The organism is Parahaliea mediterranea (assembly GCF_003402235.1).
GTDB lineage: Bacteria > Pseudomonadota > Gammaproteobacteria > Pseudomonadales > Halieaceae > Parahaliea > Parahaliea mediterranea.
The window spans coordinates 632,504-654,067 of the sequence record NZ_QEWO01000001.1 but is presented as its reverse complement, the minus strand read 5'-3'; the positions used below and the strand labels follow the sequence as shown (position 1 = coordinate 654,067).

General features: G+C 60.6%; 29 protein-coding genes. 19 read left to right on the top strand and 10 right to left on the bottom strand.

Translation table 11 applies throughout. The annotated features are described in order from the left end of the window. The first annotated feature begins 106 nt into the window (after positions 1-106). From DDZ17_RS02840 to DDZ17_RS02745, 19 genes are all read left to right on the top strand, one after another. Positions 107-1,363, top strand: coding sequence for a phage portal protein (locus tag DDZ17_RS02840; RefSeq protein ID WP_157976409.1), 1,257 nt, complete (start codon positions 107-109; stop codon positions 1,361-1,363). Then, positions 1,356-2,234, top strand: a complete 879-nt coding sequence (locus tag DDZ17_RS22885) for a collagen-like domain-containing protein (protein WP_277749288.1) — start codon at positions 1,356-1,358, stop codon at positions 2,232-2,234. Before DDZ17_RS02840 ends, DDZ17_RS22885 begins: the two co-directional genes overlap by 8 nt. Further along, on the top strand, positions 2,227-2,841 hold the full coding sequence (locus DDZ17_RS02825; protein WP_116364417.1) for a phage head-tail connector protein: 615 nt from the start codon (positions 2,227-2,229) through the stop codon (positions 2,839-2,841). Before DDZ17_RS22885 ends, DDZ17_RS02825 begins: the two co-directional genes overlap by 8 nt. Further along, positions 2,841-3,182 (top strand): hypothetical protein, encoded by a 342-nt coding sequence (locus DDZ17_RS02820; RefSeq protein ID WP_157976407.1) that lies wholly within the window; start codon positions 2,841-2,843, stop codon positions 3,180-3,182. Before DDZ17_RS02825 ends, DDZ17_RS02820 begins: the two co-directional genes overlap by 1 nt. A gap of 1 nt (position 3,183) precedes the next feature. After that, positions 3,184-3,618, top strand: a complete 435-nt coding sequence (locus DDZ17_RS02815; protein ID WP_116364415.1) for a hypothetical protein — start codon at positions 3,184-3,186, stop codon at positions 3,616-3,618. Between the two features lie 11 nt (positions 3,619-3,629). Continuing rightward, positions 3,630-4,853, top strand: a complete 1,224-nt coding sequence (locus DDZ17_RS02810) for a phage tail tube protein (protein WP_116364414.1) — start codon at positions 3,630-3,632, stop codon at positions 4,851-4,853. A 9-nt stretch (positions 4,854-4,862) separates the two neighbouring features. Next, positions 4,863-5,318: a hypothetical protein gene (locus DDZ17_RS02805; RefSeq protein WP_116364413.1), complete on the top strand. Its 456-nt coding sequence runs from the start codon at positions 4,863-4,865 to the stop codon at positions 5,316-5,318. 207 nt (positions 5,319-5,525) lie between these two features. Then, positions 5,526-6,266: a hypothetical protein gene (locus DDZ17_RS02800; protein WP_116364412.1), complete on the top strand. Its 741-nt coding sequence runs from the start codon at positions 5,526-5,528 to the stop codon at positions 6,264-6,266. After that, a complete protein-coding gene (locus DDZ17_RS02795) occupies positions 6,256-8,121 on the top strand; it encodes a phage tail tape measure protein (protein ID WP_116364411.1) in 1,866 nt (621 codons plus the stop codon). The genes DDZ17_RS02800 and DDZ17_RS02795 overlap by 11 nt, the downstream gene beginning before the upstream one ends. Next, positions 8,121-8,624, top strand: coding sequence for a DUF1833 family protein (locus DDZ17_RS02790; RefSeq protein WP_116364410.1), 504 nt, complete (start codon positions 8,121-8,123; stop codon positions 8,622-8,624). The genes DDZ17_RS02795 and DDZ17_RS02790 overlap by 1 nt, the downstream gene beginning before the upstream one ends. After that, the gene (locus DDZ17_RS02785; protein WP_116364409.1) at positions 8,621-9,025 is read left to right on the top strand and encodes an NlpC/P60 family protein; all 405 of its coding nucleotides are present in this window, start codon (positions 8,621-8,623) and stop codon (positions 9,023-9,025) included. Before DDZ17_RS02790 ends, DDZ17_RS02785 begins: the two co-directional genes overlap by 4 nt. Then, a complete protein-coding gene (locus DDZ17_RS02780) occupies positions 9,022-11,526 on the top strand; it encodes a host specificity factor TipJ family phage tail protein (protein WP_157976406.1) in 2,505 nt (834 codons plus the stop codon). Before DDZ17_RS02785 ends, DDZ17_RS02780 begins: the two co-directional genes overlap by 4 nt. Continuing rightward, positions 11,527-14,187 carry a hypothetical protein gene (locus DDZ17_RS02775; RefSeq protein WP_116364407.1) on the top strand — a complete coding sequence of 887 codons (2,661 nt, stop codon included), beginning with the start codon at positions 11,527-11,529 and terminating at the stop codon, positions 14,185-14,187. Further along, a complete protein-coding gene (locus tag DDZ17_RS02770; RefSeq protein WP_116364406.1) occupies positions 14,184-14,699 on the top strand; it encodes a hypothetical protein in 516 nt (171 codons plus the stop codon). The genes DDZ17_RS02775 and DDZ17_RS02770 overlap by 4 nt, the downstream gene beginning before the upstream one ends. After that, positions 14,696-15,367, top strand: coding sequence for a hypothetical protein (locus tag DDZ17_RS02765; protein ID WP_116364405.1), 672 nt, complete (start codon positions 14,696-14,698; stop codon positions 15,365-15,367). The genes DDZ17_RS02770 and DDZ17_RS02765 overlap by 4 nt, the downstream gene beginning before the upstream one ends. An 8-nt stretch (positions 15,368-15,375) precedes the next feature. Further along, a complete protein-coding gene (locus tag DDZ17_RS02760; RefSeq protein WP_116364404.1) occupies positions 15,376-15,630 on the top strand; it encodes a hypothetical protein in 255 nt (84 codons plus the stop codon). Beyond that, positions 15,630-16,043, top strand: coding sequence for a glycoside hydrolase family protein (locus DDZ17_RS02755; RefSeq protein WP_206613416.1), 414 nt, complete (start codon positions 15,630-15,632; stop codon positions 16,041-16,043). Before DDZ17_RS02760 ends, DDZ17_RS02755 begins: the two co-directional genes overlap by 1 nt. Beyond that, a complete protein-coding gene (locus DDZ17_RS02750) occupies positions 16,040-16,237 on the top strand; it encodes a hypothetical protein (protein WP_116364403.1) in 198 nt (65 codons plus the stop codon). Before DDZ17_RS02755 ends, DDZ17_RS02750 begins: the two co-directional genes overlap by 4 nt. Continuing rightward, complete coding sequence (locus tag DDZ17_RS02745) at positions 16,234-16,614, top strand: hypothetical protein (RefSeq protein WP_116364402.1); 381 nt, start codon at positions 16,234-16,236, stop codon at positions 16,612-16,614. The genes DDZ17_RS02750 and DDZ17_RS02745 overlap by 4 nt, the downstream gene beginning before the upstream one ends. A 256-nt stretch (positions 16,615-16,870) precedes the next feature. Here DDZ17_RS02745 and DDZ17_RS02735 read toward each other — a convergent pair whose 3' ends face one another. From DDZ17_RS02735 to DDZ17_RS02690, 10 genes are all read right to left on the bottom strand, one after another. Then, entirely contained in the window at positions 16,871-17,158 is a 288-nt protein-coding gene (locus tag DDZ17_RS02735) for a hypothetical protein (protein ID WP_116364400.1), read from the bottom strand. 210 nt (positions 17,159-17,368) lie between these two features. After that, positions 17,369-17,677: a DUF551 domain-containing protein gene (locus tag DDZ17_RS23000; RefSeq protein ID WP_421909935.1), complete on the bottom strand. Its 309-nt coding sequence runs from the start codon at positions 17,675-17,677 to the stop codon at positions 17,369-17,371. Between the two features lie 19 nt (positions 17,678-17,696). Beyond that, complete coding sequence (locus DDZ17_RS02725; RefSeq protein ID WP_157976405.1) at positions 17,697-18,224, bottom strand: hypothetical protein; 528 nt, start codon at positions 18,222-18,224, stop codon at positions 17,697-17,699. Continuing rightward, positions 18,134-18,589, bottom strand: a complete 456-nt coding sequence (locus tag DDZ17_RS22995) for an HNH endonuclease signature motif containing protein (protein WP_116364397.1) — start codon at positions 18,587-18,589, stop codon at positions 18,134-18,136. Before DDZ17_RS22995 ends, DDZ17_RS02725 begins: the two co-directional genes overlap by 91 nt. A 149-nt stretch (positions 18,590-18,738) precedes the next feature. Further along, positions 18,739-18,900 (bottom strand): hypothetical protein, encoded by a 162-nt coding sequence (locus DDZ17_RS22225; RefSeq protein WP_157976404.1) that lies wholly within the window; start codon positions 18,898-18,900, stop codon positions 18,739-18,741. A gap of 45 nt (positions 18,901-18,945) precedes the next feature. Continuing rightward, positions 18,946-19,203: an Acb2/Tad1 domain-containing protein gene (locus DDZ17_RS02715; protein ID WP_116364396.1), complete on the bottom strand. Its 258-nt coding sequence runs from the start codon at positions 19,201-19,203 to the stop codon at positions 18,946-18,948. Between the two features lie 151 nt (positions 19,204-19,354). Further along, a complete protein-coding gene (locus tag DDZ17_RS02710) occupies positions 19,355-19,840 on the bottom strand; it encodes a phiTE_072 family protein (RefSeq protein WP_116364395.1) in 486 nt (161 codons plus the stop codon). 187 nt (positions 19,841-20,027) lie between these two features. After that, complete coding sequence (locus DDZ17_RS02700) at positions 20,028-20,486, bottom strand: hypothetical protein (protein WP_116364393.1); 459 nt, start codon at positions 20,484-20,486, stop codon at positions 20,028-20,030. 5 nt (positions 20,487-20,491) lie between these two features. Further along, on the bottom strand, positions 20,492-20,959 hold the full coding sequence (locus DDZ17_RS02695) for a hypothetical protein (protein WP_116364392.1): 468 nt from the start codon (positions 20,957-20,959) through the stop codon (positions 20,492-20,494). A 197-nt stretch (positions 20,960-21,156) separates the two neighbouring features. Then, positions 21,157-21,564: a zinc-finger-containing protein gene (locus DDZ17_RS02690; protein WP_116364941.1), complete on the bottom strand. Its 408-nt coding sequence runs from the start codon at positions 21,562-21,564 to the stop codon at positions 21,157-21,159.

Sequence of the window (21,564 nt, the reverse complement as noted above, 5' to 3'; positions counted from 1 at the left end):
TTTTTTAGGAGGTTCTGGCTTGTCGCTGATGAATCGCATCCGCAATTGGAAGCCGTTTGGTGGCACTGTCCAGCCTCATGTTTCACAAAAGGGCTATGCGCCAACCATGGAGGGCTGGCTGAATACCAGCTGGGACCCCGGTTGGTGGCAGCAGAATTGCCAGCCCCTGAACTTCAGCGGCATCAACGGCACCGTGGAGGCCTGTGTATCGGCCCTCTCGCAGACGGCCGCTATGTGCCCGGCCTTCTGCATTCAGCAGGAGGGCAACGGCGCCAATACCCGGCTGCGCGGTTCCAACCCTGAGCGCGTCCTGAGTCGCCCCAACGATTACGAAACCCGCTCGCTGTTCATCAACAACGTGATCCGCAGCGTGTATTTCGAGGGCAACGCCTACGCTGTCGCTACTCGTGATGATCGCGGCGCTGTTTCCCAGTTGCACCTGATGGACCCGCGCGCCACCCAGGCGGTGATGGACCCGACCAGCGGCGAGGTCTACTACTACGCCAGCCCGAAGCAGAATCAGCCCTTTGATTTTGATGATGAGCTGGACCGCGTCTTTCCGTCCCGCAACGTGTTCCACCTGCGCCTGTATACCGACCGCGATCCGCTCAAGGGGGTAACGCCTCTTCGGGCTGTATCGGCGTCCACTCAGGCCAACAGCGCGATGCTGGGCCACCAGGCGACCTTCTTCTCGCGTATGTCGCGGCCATCCGGGATTCTGTCCACGGAAGAAACCCTGACCGGAGACCAGATCGACATGCTGCGCCAGAAATTCCGCGAGCAATCAGCAGAGATCGACTCCGGTGGCATCCCTGTCCTCGGCGGCGGCCTGAAGTTCCAACAGATGGGCCTTTCCAGCCAGGACGCGCAGCTGGCCGACGCCTTTGGCATGACGGTGCAGGATATTTCCCGGGCCTTCCGCGTGCCGCTCCCGATCATCAACGACATGACCGGCTCCACCTTCAACAATGCTGAATCACTGATGACCTGGTTCCTGGCTTCTGGCCTGGGCTTCCTGCTGGAAAGCCTGGAACAGGAGTTCGCGCGCCTGTTCAGCCTGCCCTTCGGCCGGAAGATGGAGTTCGACACCACCGTGTTGCTGCGCTCCGACTGGAAGACCCGCATGGAGGCCCTGGGCGAGGGTTCCAGCAAGGGCATCTACGCGCTGAACGAGGCCCGGGCCAAAGAAGGCCTGCCCCCGGTGGACGGCGGCGATCTGCCCATGATCCAGCAGCAGATGGTGCCGCTGAACTGGCACGAAATGCAGGCCGCCAAACCGCCAGAGCCTGCGCCAGTCCCGGAGGATGAGGACGTGGAGGCGGCGTTGCGCGACGCCTTTGAGAAGGAGAAGTGCCTTGCCTGACCGCCAGAAACTTTACCCGGCTATTGCCAAGCTCGTTGGCGAGGTGCGCCAGCAGATCGAGGAGAAGTTTTCTCTATCGCTTACCCCCATCATCAATGACATCCACGAGCTGAAGTCACGCGCGCCCGAGAAGGGGGAGCAGGGCCCGGCTGGTGATCCTGGCGAGCGAGGGGAGCAGGGCCCTGCCGGCGAGAAAGGCGACACCGGAGATCAGGGCATCCCTGGGCAGAATGGCGAACCTGGCGTCCCAGGCGAGCAGGGCCCGCAAGGCGAGCCTGGCATTGCAGGAGAGAAGGGCGACCCCGGCGAGCCAGGCCGTGATTGCCCGATTATGCAGCCGGTGCCCATCAAATCCGGCCGCGAATACGCCAAGAACACTCAGGGCACCTACGCCGGCGGCCTGTGGGTATCCAGCAAACACGCCATCGGCGACCCCTCCGAGGATCCGCACGCCTGGGATTGCGTGATCGCCGGCATAGCTTCTGTCAACGTCAAGCAGGTAGAGGGACAGGTGTTCGGCCTCACCCTGCGCTTGTCCAACGGCGAGAAGTTGGAGGACACCTTCCGCCTGCCGTACCCGCTGCACAAGGGTGTCTACCGGGAGGGTGAAACCTACTTCCCTGGTGAGGTGATCACAAAGGGTACTGCCATGTGGCAGGCCGAGCAGAAAACCGACCATGCGCCGCCCGGCAACGGCTGGAAGCAGATTCTGGTGGCTCCCCGCGGCAAGCAGGGCCTGGCCGGCAAGGATGGCGCTGACGCACCCACTGATGACATCGAGGCCATCAAGGCGGAGCTGAAGGAATTGCGCGAGCTGCGCCAGTTCTTCGAAGACCTGCGCGATGGCCTGACGGGTGACGACGATGGCTGATTTTTCCTCTGCCACTGTCGAATACGGCCCGGGCCCCACCAGTACAACGCTGCTGGAAATGCTGAAGTCCCAGCTCGATGTGACCGACGACTCGCGGGATGACGAGCTGGCCCTGTACTTGCAGCTGGCCGGTGAGGCCGCCGAGCGGTACATCGATAACGTCATCGTTCTGCAGCCGGTGAATGAGACATTCAACCGCTACAGATCAGCCATCACGCTGCGTTACTACCCCTACATCGACGGGCTCACCGTGATGGTGGATGGGCAGGATATGACCTCCGAGTTTGAGGTGATCCTGAAAGACGGCCTCGACACCGCCGTGAAAGATCGTTGTGGAGTTCGCCGCGACTGTTGCTACAAGCAGGTGATTCTCACCTACAACGCCGGCCGCGAGCCGCTGCCCGCTGATCTTGGCTTTGCCATCGTCCAGGGCGCCATGGGCTATGAGCTCGGGGGCGACCAGGGTGGACCGGCTTCGCGTGAATCCATTGTGGGCGTTGGCTCCATCGAGTACGCCGGCGCCAGCGATGGCGCAGCTGTCGGCATGGGCATGTTCCCCGGCTCAGCCATGGCCGTCCTGAGCGCCTACAAACGGTGGGTGTGCTGATGTTCAACCCAGCCCGCTACCGCCGCCTGTACCGCCGATTCCTTGGCCCCTTGTCGCAGACCGTGACCATCACCCTGGCCGCTGGCGGCTCCTACAACGTGCCGGCCCATGTCTCCCGCTACCAGGAGCGCGACCTGGTGGAGGGCGGCCCGATTCAGCTGGGCGACCTCCGGCTGATCATCCGCGCCGACCAACTGCCAGACGCCCTGGCTACCGCCCAGCTGAGCTACGCCGATGCAGTGACCATCGACGGCCGGGAGTACGGCTTCATCCACTGGGATTCCTACAGCCGCACCGTAGGGCCCGAGATCATCGCCTACGAGGCGACGGTGAGGGGCTGATATGGCCAGCGGTGATGTGAGAACTGCCGTCAGGGCTGCCGTGGAGGCCGCCGCCGCGCCGTGGGATGTGTTCGACCTGTCCGACTACGTGACCCTGCAGGATGCGCTCCCGAACAGCGCCTCCCAGGTCGTGCTGATCCAGTACGTGGCCAGTGATGAGCAGATGGCCAACATCGCAGGGCAGGGCAACCAGGGCTGGCGCCAGAACAACACTGTGGTGCTGCACCTGGTCACCAAGTCCGGTCAGCCCAGCGCCGCCGCCATCGCCAAGGGTGACGCCATCCGCGAAGCCCTGCGCGGTCAGCGCCTGACCAACAAGATCACGATTGAATCCTGCGAGCCGTTCACCGACTTCGGTGGAGCGGTTGGCGTGTACGGCGCCCGGTGGAAGGGCTACGCCGCGAATATGTTTATTGTCCGCCGCGATTGCGGCTGAAGGAGAGGAAAGTGAGCTCATCCAATCTGGTACGCCTCACCTACATGAAAGAGGCCGCATATGGGGTAAAGCCCGCGCCGCTGTCCGGTGTAACGCTGAACACAGCGCGATTCACCTCTGAGTCGCTGTCGGGCACGCCAGCCACCACAGAATCCCAGGAGCTGCGCGTCGATCGCATGTCCGCCGGCCAGGTGGTTACCGGCCTTGATGTAGGCGGGGGCATTGACTTCGAGCTGGCGCCGGATCAGTTCTTCGATGACTACTTCGAAGGCGCCATGATGAACGAGTGGACGGCGGCGGTGACCGTGAACGCTACCGTTGATCTCGTCCCCAATCCTGCCAATGACCAGGAGGCCGAGCTGACCCTGGGTAGTGCATTTGCGAACCTCTACCCCGGCGCGATCCTGAAGCTTGAGCCCTCTGGCGCCGATCCGGTCATTGTCTCGGTGATCAGCATCGATACGCCCGACACTGTTTTCACCGTGGCCACCATGCGCGGCGAGGCTGAGATTACCAGCGAGACTATGGATGTATCCCTGCCGCCCTACCTGGATATAGGCGCGCAGCAAATCTCGTTCCTGAACGTGAAGACCTACGATGATGTTCTGGACGGTGCTGGCCCCGCGGCACACGGTCAGACCTACTTGGGTGAGCTGGTTTCTGGCTTCAGACTGACCGCCCAGTACGGATCAATCGTCACTGGTTCTTTCGCCACCTTGGGCAACGGCTACCTGCAGGAATCCCCCTCATTCGATCAGCAGGCGGTGACCGCTGGCGGCACCGTAGTGCCCGCCGGCACAACCAATCAGCTGAACGCATCCATCGACGTGCCCCTGGTGGCCAGCGGCGGCGAGTCCACCACCTTCTGTATCGAGAGCTTTACCATCGAGATGGATAACGGCCTATCGGCCCGCAACTGTATCGGCAAGCAGGCTCCCACCGGTTACGACCTCGGCACTGCCACCATCAACATCAGCGCCAGCATCTACAACTCCGAAAGCAGCTACGAGGCCTTCATGCCGGCCAAGCTCAGCCAGGCGCCCGTTTCGCTGACCTTTGTTATGCAGAACATGGAGGGCGGATACGCCTACCACCTGCCAGCCGTGCAGCTGTCATTCCCTGACCCGGCGGCCACTGGCCGCGACCAGTCCACCATGCTGGAGGCCTCCGGCGTGGCCAAGGTCGGCAGCGGCGACATCACCAGCGCACTGCGCATCTACAAACTTCACGACTAAGAGGCACCCATGGACAAGCTTCAAGCCTACAAGCTTGACAAGGCCTTCACCGATGGCGTGGAGTTGAGCCTGGATGCCGCCCCGGACGTGGTGTTCAAAGTGCGCCTGCCCAGCCAGTACAACCGCGGTTACACCCAGGCCGTGTACGGCGATGCCGACTTTGATGTGGACGCCAATGGCAAGGTGCAGATGAAAGGCGGCATGGTTTCCCTGAAGTGGAAGCAGGAAGACGCCTTCTTCGAGCACTGCCTGCTCACCATGGACGGCCACCCGATCCCGGAGAAATTCAAGACGGATTATCCGGGCGCCGTCACCGAACTGTTGATGAAGGCCAACCAGCTGGCCGCTGACCTCGATGGCCGCGTGGGTGAGGCGGCAAAAAAGTCGTCGACTTCCTCGACTGGCAGCACCGCTGGTCAGGACGAGAGCGATTCCACAGTGAACTTGAGCAGCGTGGGCAGCTAGACGAGAAGGACAGGCGGCCGGAGGTCAGCCGGGAGCGGGGAATTATCGGGGCCCTGCTGGAGCTGTCGACAGAGCGCCCCTCTGGTTTCGGGGTGGCATCGATACCGATCAGCAAGGTGTGGCAGTACCTGGAGCGCTTCGGCTGCCCAGATTGGTGGGAACCGGTATTGCTGCAGGCGGACGCCACGCTGGTGGCGAGGATGAACAGTGAGCACAAAGGTAAAACCGTTCAATCAGATCAACGTGCGGGCCAGCGCGACCCGCGCGGCGCAGTTCGTGCAGGATAAGAAAATCGAGCTATCCCGCAAGGTGATCACTGAACAGCAGTACGCCGGCCGCTTCCCTGATGAGTATGTGTCCTATTCCGGCACCGTTGGCCGCAACCCCTTCCGCGACCCGGAAACCTTCTTCCGGGTGATGCGAACCCGGGCCAAAGACTACCGCCAGCGCTTCACCTTCCTGCCGGCGGCCAATGCCGCCTACCGCGAATTGCTGGACGCAGCAGAACTGGCCTACCGCACCGTGATTCAGCAGGCCTACCGGTACGGCGTGAAGTCCGGCAACTACCGGGGCTCGTTCATTCTGTTCACCCGGCAGGGCGCCACCAGGACGGTGCTGACCTCCCTCGATGCCCTGGAGAACGCCACCCAGGAAACCATCTTCGAAATTCTTTCGCCGCTGGCCTACGGCTCCACCGTTGAGGCCAACGCCCTGTATCACGCCCAGCTAGGTGGTGTCCTGTATCACGCTGCAGAGGTGGTGCGCAGGGCCTACCCCAACCTGGCCGTGCGCTACGTCTACCACAAGGCCGCTGCCTTCAACTTGCCTCACAAATACGATGTGCCGGTGCTATCCATCGGTTCCCGCGAATCCCTGCGCGACAAGGTGACCAAGCCGGGCAAAAACTACCGCCGCCGCCAGCGGCTACGGAGGGCTCGTGGCAACTGAGCGCGATGATTACCTGCTGCGGATTGCCGTACAGGTTCAGAACGACAGGGCACTGCAGCAGCTCACCCAGTCGCTGAACACAGCATCCAAGGTCGCCCCACAGGCCGGGAAAGCCGTCCAGACCGAGACCAAGAACACCGCCGCCTTCGGCCGTACCGCGCAAAACGCCAGCTACCAGTTGCAGGACTTCATCGTCCAGGTGCAGGGCGGCACGGACCCCATGCGTGCGCTCGGGCAGCAGCTGCCGCAGATGCTGGTCGGTTTCAGCGGTATCGGTGTGGCGATTGCTGGCCTGACCGCTGCAGCTCTGCCCGCCCTGATAACTCTGTTTCGGGACTCCAGCGATGAGGCCGGCGCCCTGTCCGATAACTTGGGCACTCTCGATACCTCGATCAGCCAGATGGCGCGCACGATCAATACGGTGGATTTTTCCAACTGGATTGACGAATTCCGCGAAGCTAGCTCGGCCCAGCGTGAGTTTATGGAACAGACGCTGGAGAACGACAGGATACTCGCGCAGCGTGCGCGCAGCGATGTAGCTGGGAACCTGGCCGGCACACTATCCGGGCTGAATGCGCGCAACAATATGATGTTCACGGGCAATCCCGCATTCATGGATGCCCGGACTCAGGAGCTATTGAGGCAAGGTGCGGCTGATCAGACCGCCGGGGCGGTGGCGGAAGAGCTGGGTTTGTCGCTGGAGATGTTTCGCGAGGTGCTGCCGCTGCTGCAGCGTGTTTCCGATTCCAGGGGCGCCGATCAAGAGGCTGTGGCGGCGCTGCGCGGGCATTTGATTGAGTACAACAGCACGCTGGAGGAAAACAACGCCGCGCTGAACGATCAGATCGACATGACCTGGCGCTTGACCGAGGCGAACAAGGCCTTGGCTGATTCCGAAAACGCCCAGCTTTTGGCCGGATTGCCTAGCCCCCGCGAACGCAGCGACCGCGCACAGCGCTTGATTGATGAAGCCGATCGGATGCTGGCGGAGCTGAATTCGCGCACAGGATCAGCCAAATCACCGACACTCTCGCTCGCCACTCCCTTTGGTGGCGACCCCGAAATCCTCGCCCGTCTCACTGACCACCAGAAGGCCATGTCGGACGAGATCGCGCGCAGCAACGAGCTATTCCGCCAGTTCAATCCACAGGTGGCCCAGTACCGCGACCTGATGTACGACCTGGACGAGGCGCTGCGCCTGGGGGTGATCTCGCAGGCCGAGTACGACACCAAGGTCGCCGATGCCGGCAAAAAACTGGACGAATCGCTGGAAGGATGGACGCTGGGCAAGGAGGCCGTGGAGGTCTTCGACAGCTCATTCCAGACCATGCTCGATGGGGTCTTGCAGGGCACCACCTCGCTCAGTGATGGCATCAAGAGCATGGTCAAGGTGATGATTGCCGAGCTGGCCAAGCTGGCAGCCTACAAGTTCATTGCCAACACCTTCGCAGGCACCGCCATTGGCGATGCGGCGGCCGGCCTGCTGCCGAACGCCAAGGGCAACGCCTTTATCAACGGCCAGGTCACCGCCTTCGCCCGGGGTGGCGTGGTGAATGGCCCCACCGTCTTCCCCATGGCCAACGGCATGGGCCTAATGGGCGAGGCAGGGCCAGAGGCCGTCATGCCCCTCAGCCGTGATAGCCGTGGCCGGCTGGGGGTGAGTGCTGGCATGCCTAATATCACCATCAACAACAACGCCCCCGGAGTAGACATTACCCCGCGCCAGACCGATAACGGCCTGACCATCGATGTAGTGATGAACCAGATGGCTCTGGCCGTGCTGCGGGGCGGAAACCCCATGAGCGATGCCATGGAGCGCACCTATACCCTGGGTCGCGGGCGAGGTGCGTACTGATGCCAATCTCTGACGAATTGAAAGCCGTCTACGCTACCGCGCCGAATAATGACTACTACGTTGAGACACTGGAGTTGAGGCACCCGCAGTTTCAGCACGGCAGCCGATTCATCACCAACCAGCTTTCCGGGTGGCCGGCCAGCATCGAAGACGGCAGCGAGGTGTACTTCGAGTTTCTGCCGTTTGCGGTGGTGCCGCCACAGGCCGGCGAGGAGGGCAACCTCAACCTCAAGGTGGTGATCGATAACGCTAGCGAGCTGCTGATGGAGCAGCTGGAAGACCTGTCCACCAAGCCGACCAGCCCCATTACCGTGTTTTACCGCATCTACCTCGCATCTGACCGGCACACAGTGCAGAACGACCCACCTCTGAAACTGGATGTGCTGGCCGTAACAGCCAACCCTAACGTGATCAGTTTCACCGCCGGCCTGTCGAACCTGCGCGCCATTCCGTTCCCCGGAATGCTGTACACCACCGCGCTTTACCCAGGGCTAGACCGATGAGAACCCTGGGCGATATGCGTTGGATCAACCAGTACGTGGGACTGCCCTATGCGCTCGGCGGTCGCGGCCCCGATGCCTTCGACTGCTACGGCCTGTGCGCCCTGGTCTACCGGGAACAATTCGACATTGAGCTGCCCGACTGGAACGAAACCGTGTTGGAGCTGAGGGGCAGGGCGCTCGCGATTGAGAGTGAGCTACACAGCGGCACCTGGACGGAGCTGGAAGCGCCAGAGGATGGCTGCTTTGTGGTCTGCTACCGCAGCAAGGCCGCCCACCACCTGGGCTTGTATTTCGCTGGCGGGGTGCTGCACGCCGCAGAGGGCGTTGGCGCCGTGTTTGAGCCGGCGCACCGGTTCCAAAAGCAATACGGCAGGCTGGAATTCGGGAGGTGGGCACCGTGAGTGAGATTGTCATCTACTTCAACCCACTGCGCCGCGACAGTGCCGTCACCTACCAGGCGCCCGCCGGCACTGCGCTCATCGACTTTCTGCAGGCGGAATTCCCCACTGGGTTTGATGGGGTGCTGCACGTTCTGGTGAACATGAAGCCCCTCGACCTCAGCAATCTGGATTACAAAATCCAGGACGGCGAGCGAGTCATCATGCTCGTTGCCCCCGGAGCCCAGGCCGCCATCGCCGCGTGGAACTATGTCTACCCGTATCTGGTCCAGGCCTTGGTGGCTGCAGCGGTTGGCCTTGCTGTATCGCTGATCTTTGCGCCGGATGCCCCAAAGGGGTTCGATGGCGGCGAAGAATCCCCCGTCTACTCCATCAACGCCACCCAGAACCGCGCGCGCCTGGGCGAGCCGATTGCGTCCCACTACGGCACCGTTACTTTCCCGCCGGATTACGGCGCGGCGCCCTATGTGTTCTATGACGAGTCGAGTTCCGACATGTACGTGGATGAACTGCTCGACCTTGGGCATGGGGAATACATCATTCATGAGGTTACTGTCGGCGAAACGCCGGTGGATGCCCTGGAGCCCGGCGCCGTGCGCTACTGGGTGTATGGCCCCGACGACCACAACCAGACCCTGGGCACCATCGAGGCCGACATCTGGAGCCAGATCGCCAGCGGCCCAAACCCAAAGCCCTTTGTGGAGAATATGTTCACCAGCCCGGAGGTGGAGAGCTGGGAATTCAACGATGACCGCAACGACGAGGTGAGCACGCCGGCCGCCTTTGCTGGGCGCGCCTTCGCCGCCGGTGGTGGTCAGCTGGGGCGCATCACCGAAGTGGATTCCAGCCTCGACATCGGCCCCGGTGACACGATCACCCTGGCCAACACCGTGAGCAACAATGTGTCTTTTGTGGTGGCCTTTGCCGTGGTGGATAGCGGCGACCCCACCAAAATGACGCTGTTTGAGGGCTACGGGTCCAGCATCATCCAGGATGAAGACCCGCTCCCCGGCGCGACTACCTATACCCTGAACACCACCACCAACAACATGATCGCCGGGCCATTCCGCGCCCAGAAAGGCGGCATGACCATCGACGCCATCGATGTGGATATCCTGTTCCCCCAGGGGCTGATGACCATCGAGGGCGACGGCGACCAGCGCTATCGCGACATCGAAATTCAGGTGACCTACCAGCAGATCAACCCGGACACCGGTGCCGCCATCGGCGCGCCCATCGTCAACAGCAAAACCTACCGCTACAAAACCCGCCGCCCCGTTCGCGACACCATCAGCAGCGGCCCGCTCGCCCCGGGCGCCTACGAGGTGACCGTCCAGCGCCTGACCGCCTTTGCCGGCCGCGGCCTGTCGCCCGAGCAGACCATCTGGGCTGGCCTGAAGGGTCATGTGGTGCTGGACGCAACCGCCACCGCCTACGGCCCCGTCACCCTGATGGCATTGCGCATGAAGGCCACCAACGGGCTGGGCCAGGCGGCCCGCTCCCGCGTGAAAGTTACCGCCACCCGGGTACTGGCCTCCGGCGACTCTGACAACCCCATCACCGTGATCAAGGACATCTGGCTCAACACCGACTACGGCATGAAGCGCAGCCTGGAAGAGCTGGACACCGCCGCCCTCGATGCCCTGGAGGCCGAGTGGGATACTGAGCCCAGCTTCAACGGCAGCTTCGACAGCCGCAACACCGGCTTTGAGGCCATGCAGAGCGTGATCAGCCTGGCCGGCGCCCGGGTGCTGCACCAGAACGCCCTGATCACCGTGGTGCCAGATCGCGTCCAGGCAGTGCGCACTGCCATGTTCGGCATGGCCAACATCCTGCCCGACAGCTTTGAGCTCACCTACACCTTCGACACCGAAGGCGACTTCGACGGCGTGCGCGTGGAATACCGCGATCCAACCACCTTCAACCCGGCCTACGCCGTCTACCCCGAAGATGCAGAACAGCCAGAAGCCTTCACCCTGTTTGGTTGCACCAGCGCCAGCTACGCCCAGCAATTCGCCACCTACCTGTGGAACACCCGAACTCGCCGCCGCAAGGCCGTAAAGTTCGACACCGAACTGGAAGGCCTCATTCCGCTGTTTGGCGACCGTATCGGCGTCTCCCATGCAATGCCCGACTGGGGTCAGTCCGGCGTCATCCTGGAGCAGCTGGGCACCAACACCTACCGCGTCGACCAGGCCCTGGACTGGCAAAGCGAAAACATCGTCCTGCTGCGCGACGAGCACGGCAAGCCAAATGGGCCCTATACCGTCACCGTGGGCGCCACCAAAGACATCATCGTCTTCGACACCGCCCCGGGCATCACGGTGGCAACCCCGGGCAATCGCGAGCCCACCCTGTATTCCTTCGGCAGAACCTACGAGCTGATCAAGGACTTCATGGTCACCAAAATCACACCCCAGTCGGATCGCATCATTCGGATTGAGGGGCAGCTGTATGACGAGGCGATTTACAGCGGCGCACCGGCGCATATGGGGGGCGTGTAAATGGCTGATCCGGCGTGGAGCGATGTAAAAAGCCTCAACCACTGGGACGGCGCTGACGGCGCGACTGCCAGCCCGGATCAAGTGGCAGGTGTTTCGTGGACGTTCTTTGGCGATGCTCGCCTGGAGGGCTCCAGAGGAGTTTTCGGTAGTTCTGCCGCGCTTGAGTGCGGCGGAACGAATGCCACCGGCAGAGTTGTCGGAACCGGCATACCCGATTTTGGAACGGCCAATTTTGCTATCCAGTTTACAATCCAGGGCAACGCCAACGCATCTGCGCGAGTGCTGTTTGACCAGCGCCCAAGCTCAACCAATGGAAATTATTTGCTGGTCTATGTGGATGCGTCCAACAAGCTCGGCATCTATGTAAACGGCACTCAGCTTTACACCAGTGGCGGCAATATTTTCACTGGATCGGTTCGGCAGATCGGGATAAAGCGAATTTCTGGCAGTGTCCAGGTATGGATAGATAATTCACAGGATGGGGCCGGTTTTGCTCTTGCTGCCAGCCTGAGCGTTGGCGCGAATGGAACCCATGTCGGTGGTAGTGCGTTTAATCCCGGCACCCAGGCGATGGCGGCGTGGCTTGATGAGTTGCGTATCGTTACAGGGGCGTCTGCGGACATTGATTTATCTGTGGCGCAGTCTGCGCCGTGGCCGAATGAGCCATCGGTTCCCGTTCTAACAAACCCGGCTGGCACAGCCGCAGGCCCAAATTCTGCTGACTGGTCTGTCAATACTGATGGCGACACCGGAACGATCTATGTTATCGCCTCTCAGTCCACAACCAAGCCCAGCGCGCCGCAGATCAAGGCCGGCGAGGACCACACTGGATCGCCGGCCACCTGGAGCACTAACCAGCCGGTCACAACTACTGGCACCCAGAGCGGAACCGCGACCGGGCTGAGCGCCGGGACCTGGTATTTCCATTTCCTCTGGAATGACGGCAGCGGCGACTCGGCTGTTGTCACCTCCAACAGCTTTACGCTGGAGGCGGGCTGGGCAATCACCCAGCAGCCAGTGAATACCACTGTTTATGCTTACGACAATGCCGAGTTCCGGGTGGTCGTTAGCGATCCAACCGGCACTGCAACCTTCCAGTGGTATCGGGTGGAAAGTGGTGGCAACACACCAATAGCTAGCGAAACGACCGACGTTTTGGTCATCGCGTCAGCAGCCCTTGATGATGACGGAAGCCAATACCTGTGTGTCGCATCACGCGCCGGAGAAGCCGACCTCACCACCAATGTGGTCACCCTCACCGTGGTGGCTCGCTCAACCCAAGTATTGCCGGGCAGTCTGCACGGGGCCAGCTACCCATCGTTTTTCCCCTGCGCCACCTGGCAGTTCGATCAGCAAATAGGCCCAGAGGTCGCCCGTACTCGGTTCTCATCAGGCTGGACCCGCCAGCGAAAGCAGTGGAGGGAAGAGGTTTCCACCGGCACCCTGTCTTTCTCCATGCCCACCACCATGTTCGACAACTGGTCCCGCTGGATGATGAACAACGGGTATCAGTGGTTCACGTTGTTGCTGGATCGATTCTTTGGTGTGCGCGCACTGTATGAGGTTCGGCTGACCTCTCGTATTGACTGGAAGTATAGAAACTACAATGTGGTTGATGCCGTTGTTAGATTTGAGCTTGGCGCAGTCGTTAATTCTGGCGAATGGGACGGCTTGCCCGACACCGAAACTCCTCCAGACTTTGGGCCCGATGATAAACCGCCAGGTATAGAGAACCGTCCGGAATGTGAGCCTTACTCCTGCAGTGCCTACGAAAGTGCCATGCGAGACGGCCTGGGTCTCGAGTACTTTCCGCTGTACTCGCCCAGCGATGACACCTGGGAATTCCCGTTTAGCGGGCCAAGTCAGCTACGTGCCTGCATTGGTTTCGGCTGGCCAGGCGCCCTGCAGAGCAATTGGGCAGGAAGCAGCAATGGATTCATAAAAGGCACGCCACTGGCCTGGCAACAGGCGGATTCGGCTCCAGTTTTTTGTAACGGAGAGGTCAGGCAGTGCGCAATGATCAACTATGTCCCGGGGAATGGGATTCCGGGAATTTTCCCTCCTCTCGCTAGGTGGGGAAGTATGTCTGTTGGGGCAATTGTCACCGGCCTCGCCAGTAGTATGCGCATTTCAGGCACGTTCATGTCGGCGCGCGACAACTACCTATTCCCCGGCGGATATTCAACAGCATCCAGGGCTGATTGTAGATTTACCGTTACCGCAGACCTCGGTGGCGGCGTTGTTTCCACAGGTCTGCAGATACAGACCTACGTATTAGGGGAAACCGAGACACTAGAAATCGACCTGGGATTCGTCGGAGACAAGTGGCTTTCGGCGGCCGCCAGTGTTCGCATCTATCCACTGGAAGTTGTGTCTGAAGAAGGGGGCCTCATCACGTTCAAGAGCACGGTGGAGGCCGCAATGTCCCTTGGTGCGGGCTCATTGCGAAAAACGCACACTGCATTTTATGTGTCTTCTGGCTACCCAACAGGAATAAATGAATCTGGAAACCAAAACTGCTACTTCTATGGGGCGAATCTGTCCTTTATGAATTTGGCTGGAGAGTTTTTCAACGAAGACATCGATATTATCGATGTTGCTGGCATAGCGTTTGATCGTAACCATCCTGATTATGTGCCGCCGGGGTACTGCAACATATGACCGCCTACCCCGCCAACTACCCAAAGCCAGCCCACTCCGGCATCGCCGGCCACATCGACCCCGGCATCCGGCGCACCTCTGTGCCCGCCGCGCTCGCCAACCAGGTGACAGTATTCAACTCGCCCGAGGACGGTCTGTCACTCACCTTCGAGATGACCAACGACTGGTATGCGGTCTGGTACGAATGGGTGCGCACCTACGCCTGGATGTGGTTTGAGATGGACATTGTTAGCCGGCACACACCGGTCAACATCACCTCTCGGCACCGCATACGGTTCATCTCCGAAATCCAGTTGCAAAAGTTAGGTGATAACTGGCTGTCCATTTCAGTACAGGCAGAGATTATGCCGGCTGATGCGGAAGACCCGAACGCGCCGGTGCCAGAGTATGACTGGGTGATCGCCGGCACGCCCGATGACCCCAGTGCAGATTGGGAGCTTGCCGGCACGCCTGCATCACCTTCAACCGACTGGACTATTGACCACCTCTACTACTGGGGGAACAAACGATGACTGACTTCTACCGGCGCGTTCGCCACCTTTATGGCTCGGCGGCTGACTGGGCCACGGATGATCTTCAGATCGGCCTGGGCGAGATTGCCTTTGAGCTTGGCAATGATGACGTGCTGCGCGCGAAAGTCGGCAATGGCACTGATACATTCACCAACCTGGATTACCTGTTAGACCCGCTCTGGGCCAGCGTGGGCAATGACGCCTACAACATCAATTCTGGGCGGGTGACCATCGGCAGCAGCAGCCCGAAGGACAAGTTTTCGGTGATAGGCGGCAACCACACGGCGGGCGTCTATCGGGCTGCTATCCCTACCGATGGGCAGCTTCTGGGCGGCTCTGCCTATGGCGCTTTTTCAGAGGCCGACACACCCAATGCCGGCGCCACCGTTCATGCCATTGCTGCTGGTGATTGGTCAGACACCAACTTCGGCGCCCGCCTGCGGTTCACGGTGGTGGAAGAGGGCACGACCACCACAGTCACAGGTATGTACCTGCATGACGACAAATCCCTGGACGTGTTGGGTGGCAGATTCCGCTTGCGCCAGTCTCACCCTCCGGCTTCTGCATCTGCGCCCGGTCAGCCAGGTGAATATGCATGGGACGCGGATTACGAATACCGGTGTGTCGCAGTTGATACCTGGAAGCGCACAGCGCTTTCGACCTGGTAAGGAACGCCATGGAACACCAAACCATCATCAACCTACTCGGTGGGCTCGTGTGCGTACTGGTCGGCTGGTACATGCACCGCGTGTGGGAAGAAATGAAAGCGCTGCGCCAGACCGGCGACCGCCACAGTGAGATTATCCAGCAGTTGCAATTGCTGGTGGCCGGCGAGTATGTAAAGCGTGCCGAGTTCGATCAGCACATTCTGCGGGTGTTCGACAAGCTAGATGCCATTTCCTCGAAGCTCGACAAAAAGGCGGATCGATAATGCGCCACCTCACCCTGGCCGAGGCGCTGTTGAAGCAACACGAAGGCAAGCGCCTGCACCCTTACCACTGCACCGCGGACAAGTTGACCATCGGCTACGGCCGGAATCTGGAGGACAAGGGTATATCGGACGCTGAGGCCCTGTACCTGCTGGCTAACGACATCGCCGAGTGCGAACAGGACATGGCCACCTTCAGCTACTGGCCGGCTCTGAATGACAGCCAGAAGGCGGCGCTGATCGACATGCGCTATTGCTTGGGCGCCGGCGGCTTCCGAGGCTTCCGCAACATGCACAGCGCACTGGAGCGCGGCGACTACCCGGCGGCGGCCCGGGAGGTGCTGGACAGCAAGTTTGCGCGGCAGGTGAAGGGCAGGGCCCAGGACATAGCCGACATGCTGGTGCTGCCGGAATGAGCGACTTCCTCGCCCGCTACAAGTTCTTCCACCGGCTGCTGATCCTGTGGGCCATGTGGATCATCACCTGGACAGTGATGGAAACCTACCTGCTGGCCTGGCATGACAAGGTGACCACTCCGGTAGGCGTGTTCGGTGGTGCGGTGATTGGCATTCTGGCGGTGGCGGTGGGCTTCCTGGAGCGGGCGAAGTGATCGACAAGATGGTTGCCTACGCCCTCGGCATTCTCTGTGCGGCGCTGGCTGTTGTGCTGGTGTACGGCTGGATTCAGCTGGGCGATGCGAAGCTTGCTGCGGCTGAGTGGGAATCGGAGTATCACCAGGCAGCCCACGAGGCCCATATCCAGAAGCGCGCGGCCGGGATGTGGAAAGCCCAGTCCCTGCGCTGCTCTTCGCTGGTAGACGACTGGAAGGCCGCTGCTGACGCTGCCACTGCTCGGGTAGCTGCGACCCTGCAGGAGCTGGATCTGTCCGAGAGGGCGCGGGAGGGCCGTATCACCGCGATTATCCGCTCTGGTGGCGATAGCTGTGGTTCGGTGATGCCGAAGGCGAGGGAGGCGTTGGGGCTGTGAGATTGCTTTTCTGTTTGCTGCTGACTGGCTGCTGCACGCCTGAGTTCGTGGAAGTCCCGGTGGAGGTTCAGGTGCCTGTCCCGGTGCCCTGTATCGAGGAAATCCCCCCACACGTCCCCTGGGCCACTGAATCGCTCTCAGAGGGCGCTACGGACGGTGACATGCTCCGCGCCCTGCTAATCGAGCGCGAGCAGTATCAGGGCTACACGGCGAGGCTGGTGGCGATATTGAGTGGGTGTCAGTCGTAGGCCAGACCTCACAGCAACCACTCCCTCTCATCGCTCTCAGTAGAAATCCACAGCACCGGCATCGGGTATCCAACCTGGGGCTTGAGGGAAGCCATGAGCACCCCGAAGCGCCTGAGCTTGCCGCCCTCTGGCAATCCCTCGATAACGGCGTCCAGGGGAACCTTGTTGATGCTGGTGCACTGGATCAGGGTGATGATGTGGATGTCCACCGCGTTGCCGCTGCGGCCGGGGACACTGAGGTGCCAGCCGGTGCACTTCGGGACGTGGCACATGCGGGTGTGGATGGGGAGAGGCATGGCGGGGAGCTTAACCCAATGTCGGGCGCCGGTGGAAACCCCGCGTGGTTAGTGGGTTTGCGGGGTGTTTTTGGGGAGTCCGGCGCCGGGGTTATAGCCAGCTCACTGGCACAAATGCAGGTGTTGTTGTGACCGTTTGCCGCCCGCCCCACCAAAGACGCGCTGTCCGGAACTTGTGCTTCCGAATTTTTGCCCGCCGGCAAGGCTCCATCAACCTTCCTCCGCTGGCGCGGGTGGGAGGGCGCACCAGTGAGTGACATAGTCCATTGCTATGCTGACTGGCCCGCTGCAATACCAAACCCAGTAGTCCGGCGTCCTGTATTCGCGGTGAGAAACAAGTTGGTTGCTCCCGTAACTGATTAGCACGGGCTTCCCCGGCTCCGGCAGCCGCTCCGACACAGGCACCCACCGTGGCACCTGCTCGCGGAGGGCTGCGTTGTCGGATTCTACCTCCTGGAGTTTCGCGGCCAGAGTGGCTATCTGCTGGGCTTGCTGGTCGCAGACCTCGGCAATGGTCATGCCTACAGATTTTTCCATATCACCCACCTCCACTGGATTCGAGGGCGGTGTCAGAACCGCCAAAGCACAAGCAGCTACCCTCACGAATGCACAGGTCGCCGGCCAAGTTCTCGCAACCTATCGAGGGATGCTGTTCAACAGGCGCTGCCATTGCGGCATCTATCGCCTCCCTGACGCTGCTGCACTGGCCCTCTATGCTCCAGCCGTGCCCGATAAGTATTTGGCACCACTCGCCGTGGCTATCTCGCTCCTCGCTGGTGATGTCATGCCGGCAGGTATCCAGCCAATCCAGCCGCCCCGCGTCCTGCTCTGCCGCTGTGAGCTTGGATTCTAGGTGCGTTACAACCTTTTCCCGGCTGGCAATCAGAAAATCGCCGTCCTTGATGGATGCCCGTAGGCGCACTATCTCCCCCTCCCGCTCTGCCAGGAGGGCGATTGCTTCTGACAACTTAGCTTCTAGCTCCTTGATGACTTCCTCCGCATCTTTCCCAACTTCAGTTTTTTGATGTATGACCTCCTGTTGGCTTCCTGTTTGCACGTCCGGCATACCCTTGCTCCTTTGTAAGGTATTGTATTTTCCTCGTTGAATTCGTGCCCGCTCGGGCAATGCGTCCTGCTGGCTAGGTGATGTCTTCCTCTATTTATGCAGTCATTTGCATTGTCCCTATGCGTCCCCAGCTCTAAGTGATCTGGATTAATACACTTCCGGTTGTCACACTTGTGGCGAACAACAAAGCCATCGGGTATTGGCCCATGCTCTAACTCATAAACCACTCTGTGCGCCCCCCTTACCTTGCCATTTAGCCAAACACCGCCATATCCCGTGCTATGGTTAGATCCAATCCACCATATACACGACGTTTCCGGTATGGTGGTTGAAAGTTCCCGAATCCGTTCAGCCACATCACTCATCGCCGGCTACCTCCGGGGTGGTTTCTTCCCACATTTGGTGGCCGCAGTGAGGGCATTCGCCGTCAAAACACCAGATGTCCTCAGACTCAAATTCACTGCCGCACTTCTCGCACCGCTCCATATCACTCTCCCGCCGCTTCGGTGTGGGGTTAGTCCAAGTGCTCTTGAACAACGTCATCAAGCCATGTCGCCTTTGCCAGTACGGCCGACCTGATTTCCGGGTCAAGCCTCGGGTCGAACGTCATCCCGCGCAGAAAGTTGGCGGCGTTCTCCAATTCCTGCAGCAGCTTTTCTTTCATTTCCTCGTCCATCCTTCCTCCCGGCCATAGGCCATGTGGGGGCCGAAGCCCCTATGGTTAAAAGAAACTCGGCTTTGCCACAGCCCGTGTGAGCGCCATAAGGCCCTGCTGCAGGTGCGTCTTGCCAATGCTGATCCAGCGGCGGGCCTCGGCATCGGGGGTGCCGAACTCTGCCGTAATGCGATCCTGGGTAGCGTGGAGCTTGGCGATCAGTTCCTCGAACTCGCCGCCCTTGGCCTTGATTTCATTCATCAGGTCGATTTCTTCCTGACTCAGTTCGCGGTAGCCGGTGATTTTCCGGTGTTGGTTTTCCATCCTCACTATCTCCTGCCCGTCGAAAGGGTGGGCTGACCCGTAATTGGTGGCGGTGGCCTGCTATCACTCGCCTCGCAGGATAGGCCCGGTACGCGCATACCGTTTATCCGCACCGCCATAAAAAGTTGCCCCACGCCCTGTGGGGTGGGGCTTATTGGGTGGTAGCCGGCTGGCGCGCCCGACCTACGGCCAGTGCCTGCTTGATGGCTCGGCATATCTGGTTGAGGTATGTGCGCTCTCGGGTGGGCCGATCTGGCAGCTCCACCATCCAGCACTCGCCATAGGCGTTCTGCATGGCTTCGCTGTTGTCCAGGCATTCCATTTCGCAGGTCACCGTAATGTCCTCGTCCTGCTCAACCTCGCGCAGCCTGTCGGTGATCTCGTCCCAGTCAGGCTCCAGCGAGGGGCCGCGGATGAACTTCAGCGCCAAGTAGTCATCGTTGCACGAGGCGAAAAACGACTTCACCTTGTGCTGCTCGCCCATCGCCCCCCAATAGTGCGACCAGGCCTCGCCGTAGATTTCGATGGTCACCTTGCCTTGGCCGGGGCCGAAGTCCTCGAAAATCACTGATATTGGGTCTAGCCCTTCAGCGCCGGTGATGCGCATTTTCTCGACCTGAGAAATGGAAACCTCCATCAGCACCCCCTCCGCACTGAATACCCCTGATACACATTCAGACTCCCAGCCCTGTGGCCATGCGCGTAGGCTCGGGGGTACAGACGCTGGAATACCTCGTCATCGCTCAAACAACCCTCGAACACCCGCACCGTTACCCGCTCACCGGGCAGCGGGTTGGAGAGGGGGTGGATATTCACTGTTGTGGTCATGGTTGCTCTCCTGTTGGGGTGGCCGCGAACTCAACGCCAGACATTAGTTTTCCATCAGTCATAACCATGCTTGGCGCCCAGCCGCCCCGGCATATAGGCAGCCATTGATCGTATGTGGCCGTTTGGCTGCCGAAACTGCTGGCGCCGGTATCAGCAAGCCAGCGCGCAAGCTCCTCCGGCGTCGGGAATGCTGGCGATATTGGCGTCCCTTCGCTGGTGTCCTCATACATCATGTAGTGAGTGCGCTCGCTGTCCGGCCAGTCGGGCATGTAGTCGTCCTTATCCGGAGCGCCGCCGAACCACTCAACCGCTTCTTGCAGCCCCTCGGATTGCGCTTTTTCCATGAATTCCTGCGCAGCACGCTGGTAGCCTGGCGGATACAGCGGCTTGTATTTGCCGTGTTCGTTTTTCGGATGATCCCAATCGGCCGGCACCATTCTCACTTCTCTACCCATATCGATTACTCCCGCGCCTCTGGCGCTGCTGTTGGGGTGGCCGGAATCAGCCACGTCAGCCAATAAAATCCATCGCCACAAGGGCCAGTTATGCCCGGGTCATTCATGCCTGGGTCGTGAATAATCTCCCCCTCTCGAACAAGCACAACGTGGTTGCATCCGTTGCCGCTTTCGCCGGTCAGCATTGCGACTGTCGGGTGCTTGGTTCTGGTTTTGTGCAATTCCAGAATGCCTGCGAGGTCGGCACCTTCGCTGTGGATTGGGATTGCCAACTCTTGCAGTCCCCGCTCCGACAGCCATTGGTCGTACTTCGGCTGCACCTCCGTGGCCCACAGTTCCGGCTCCATGGTTGTCACCCAGTGGGGCACGTCATCGCGGTCAAGCCCCAGCATCCCTGCAAGGCAGGTGCGGTAGCAGTCGCCATAAACTCCGCTCTCCGGGTCGTGTCTGAATTTTTGCTTTTGGTAGGCCATCTACTCCACCCTCTCTCCAACCCACACCACCGCCAGAAACGGCAGCACTACAATCGCCAGTACAGCCGCTGCTGCGAACCGCTGGCCCATACTTAATCCGGTGCCCTGCCACCACATCCATACCCCACACACCGCCGTCAGAATCGCTCCTGCTGCCCATACGGCGGTGCAGAGGTAGAGGGCGAGGTGTGCCAGGGTTATTGGGTGGCCGCCTGACGGCATGCTGCAATATGCCGAGCAGCGGCCAGCGCCTTGTCAGCTTCTGCCAGACTCCGCGTGTGCCCGGTGTGAAATTTCCAGCCCATGTGCTCAGTCATCAGGGCGTAGACCGCCTGCCGCTTCATTCCACCATCGCGCCAAAGCGGATCGAGCACGGCATGTATACGCTTGCGCACTTCCTTCATTTCCGGGGTGGGAATGCAGCCCAAAGGCCGGGTGCGCTGCTTTGTCTTGTGGTGGCAGCCAACGAAATTGCCGCAGGTATCGCACTTCCAGAATGGCAGTGATTCCAAGTCCGGCCGGTGCGGGTATATCTCTCCGCCATCGGTTAGCCGGGCCATCACGTCAGCCTCGCAGCAAGCGCAGTAGATTTCGCGTTGATTCAC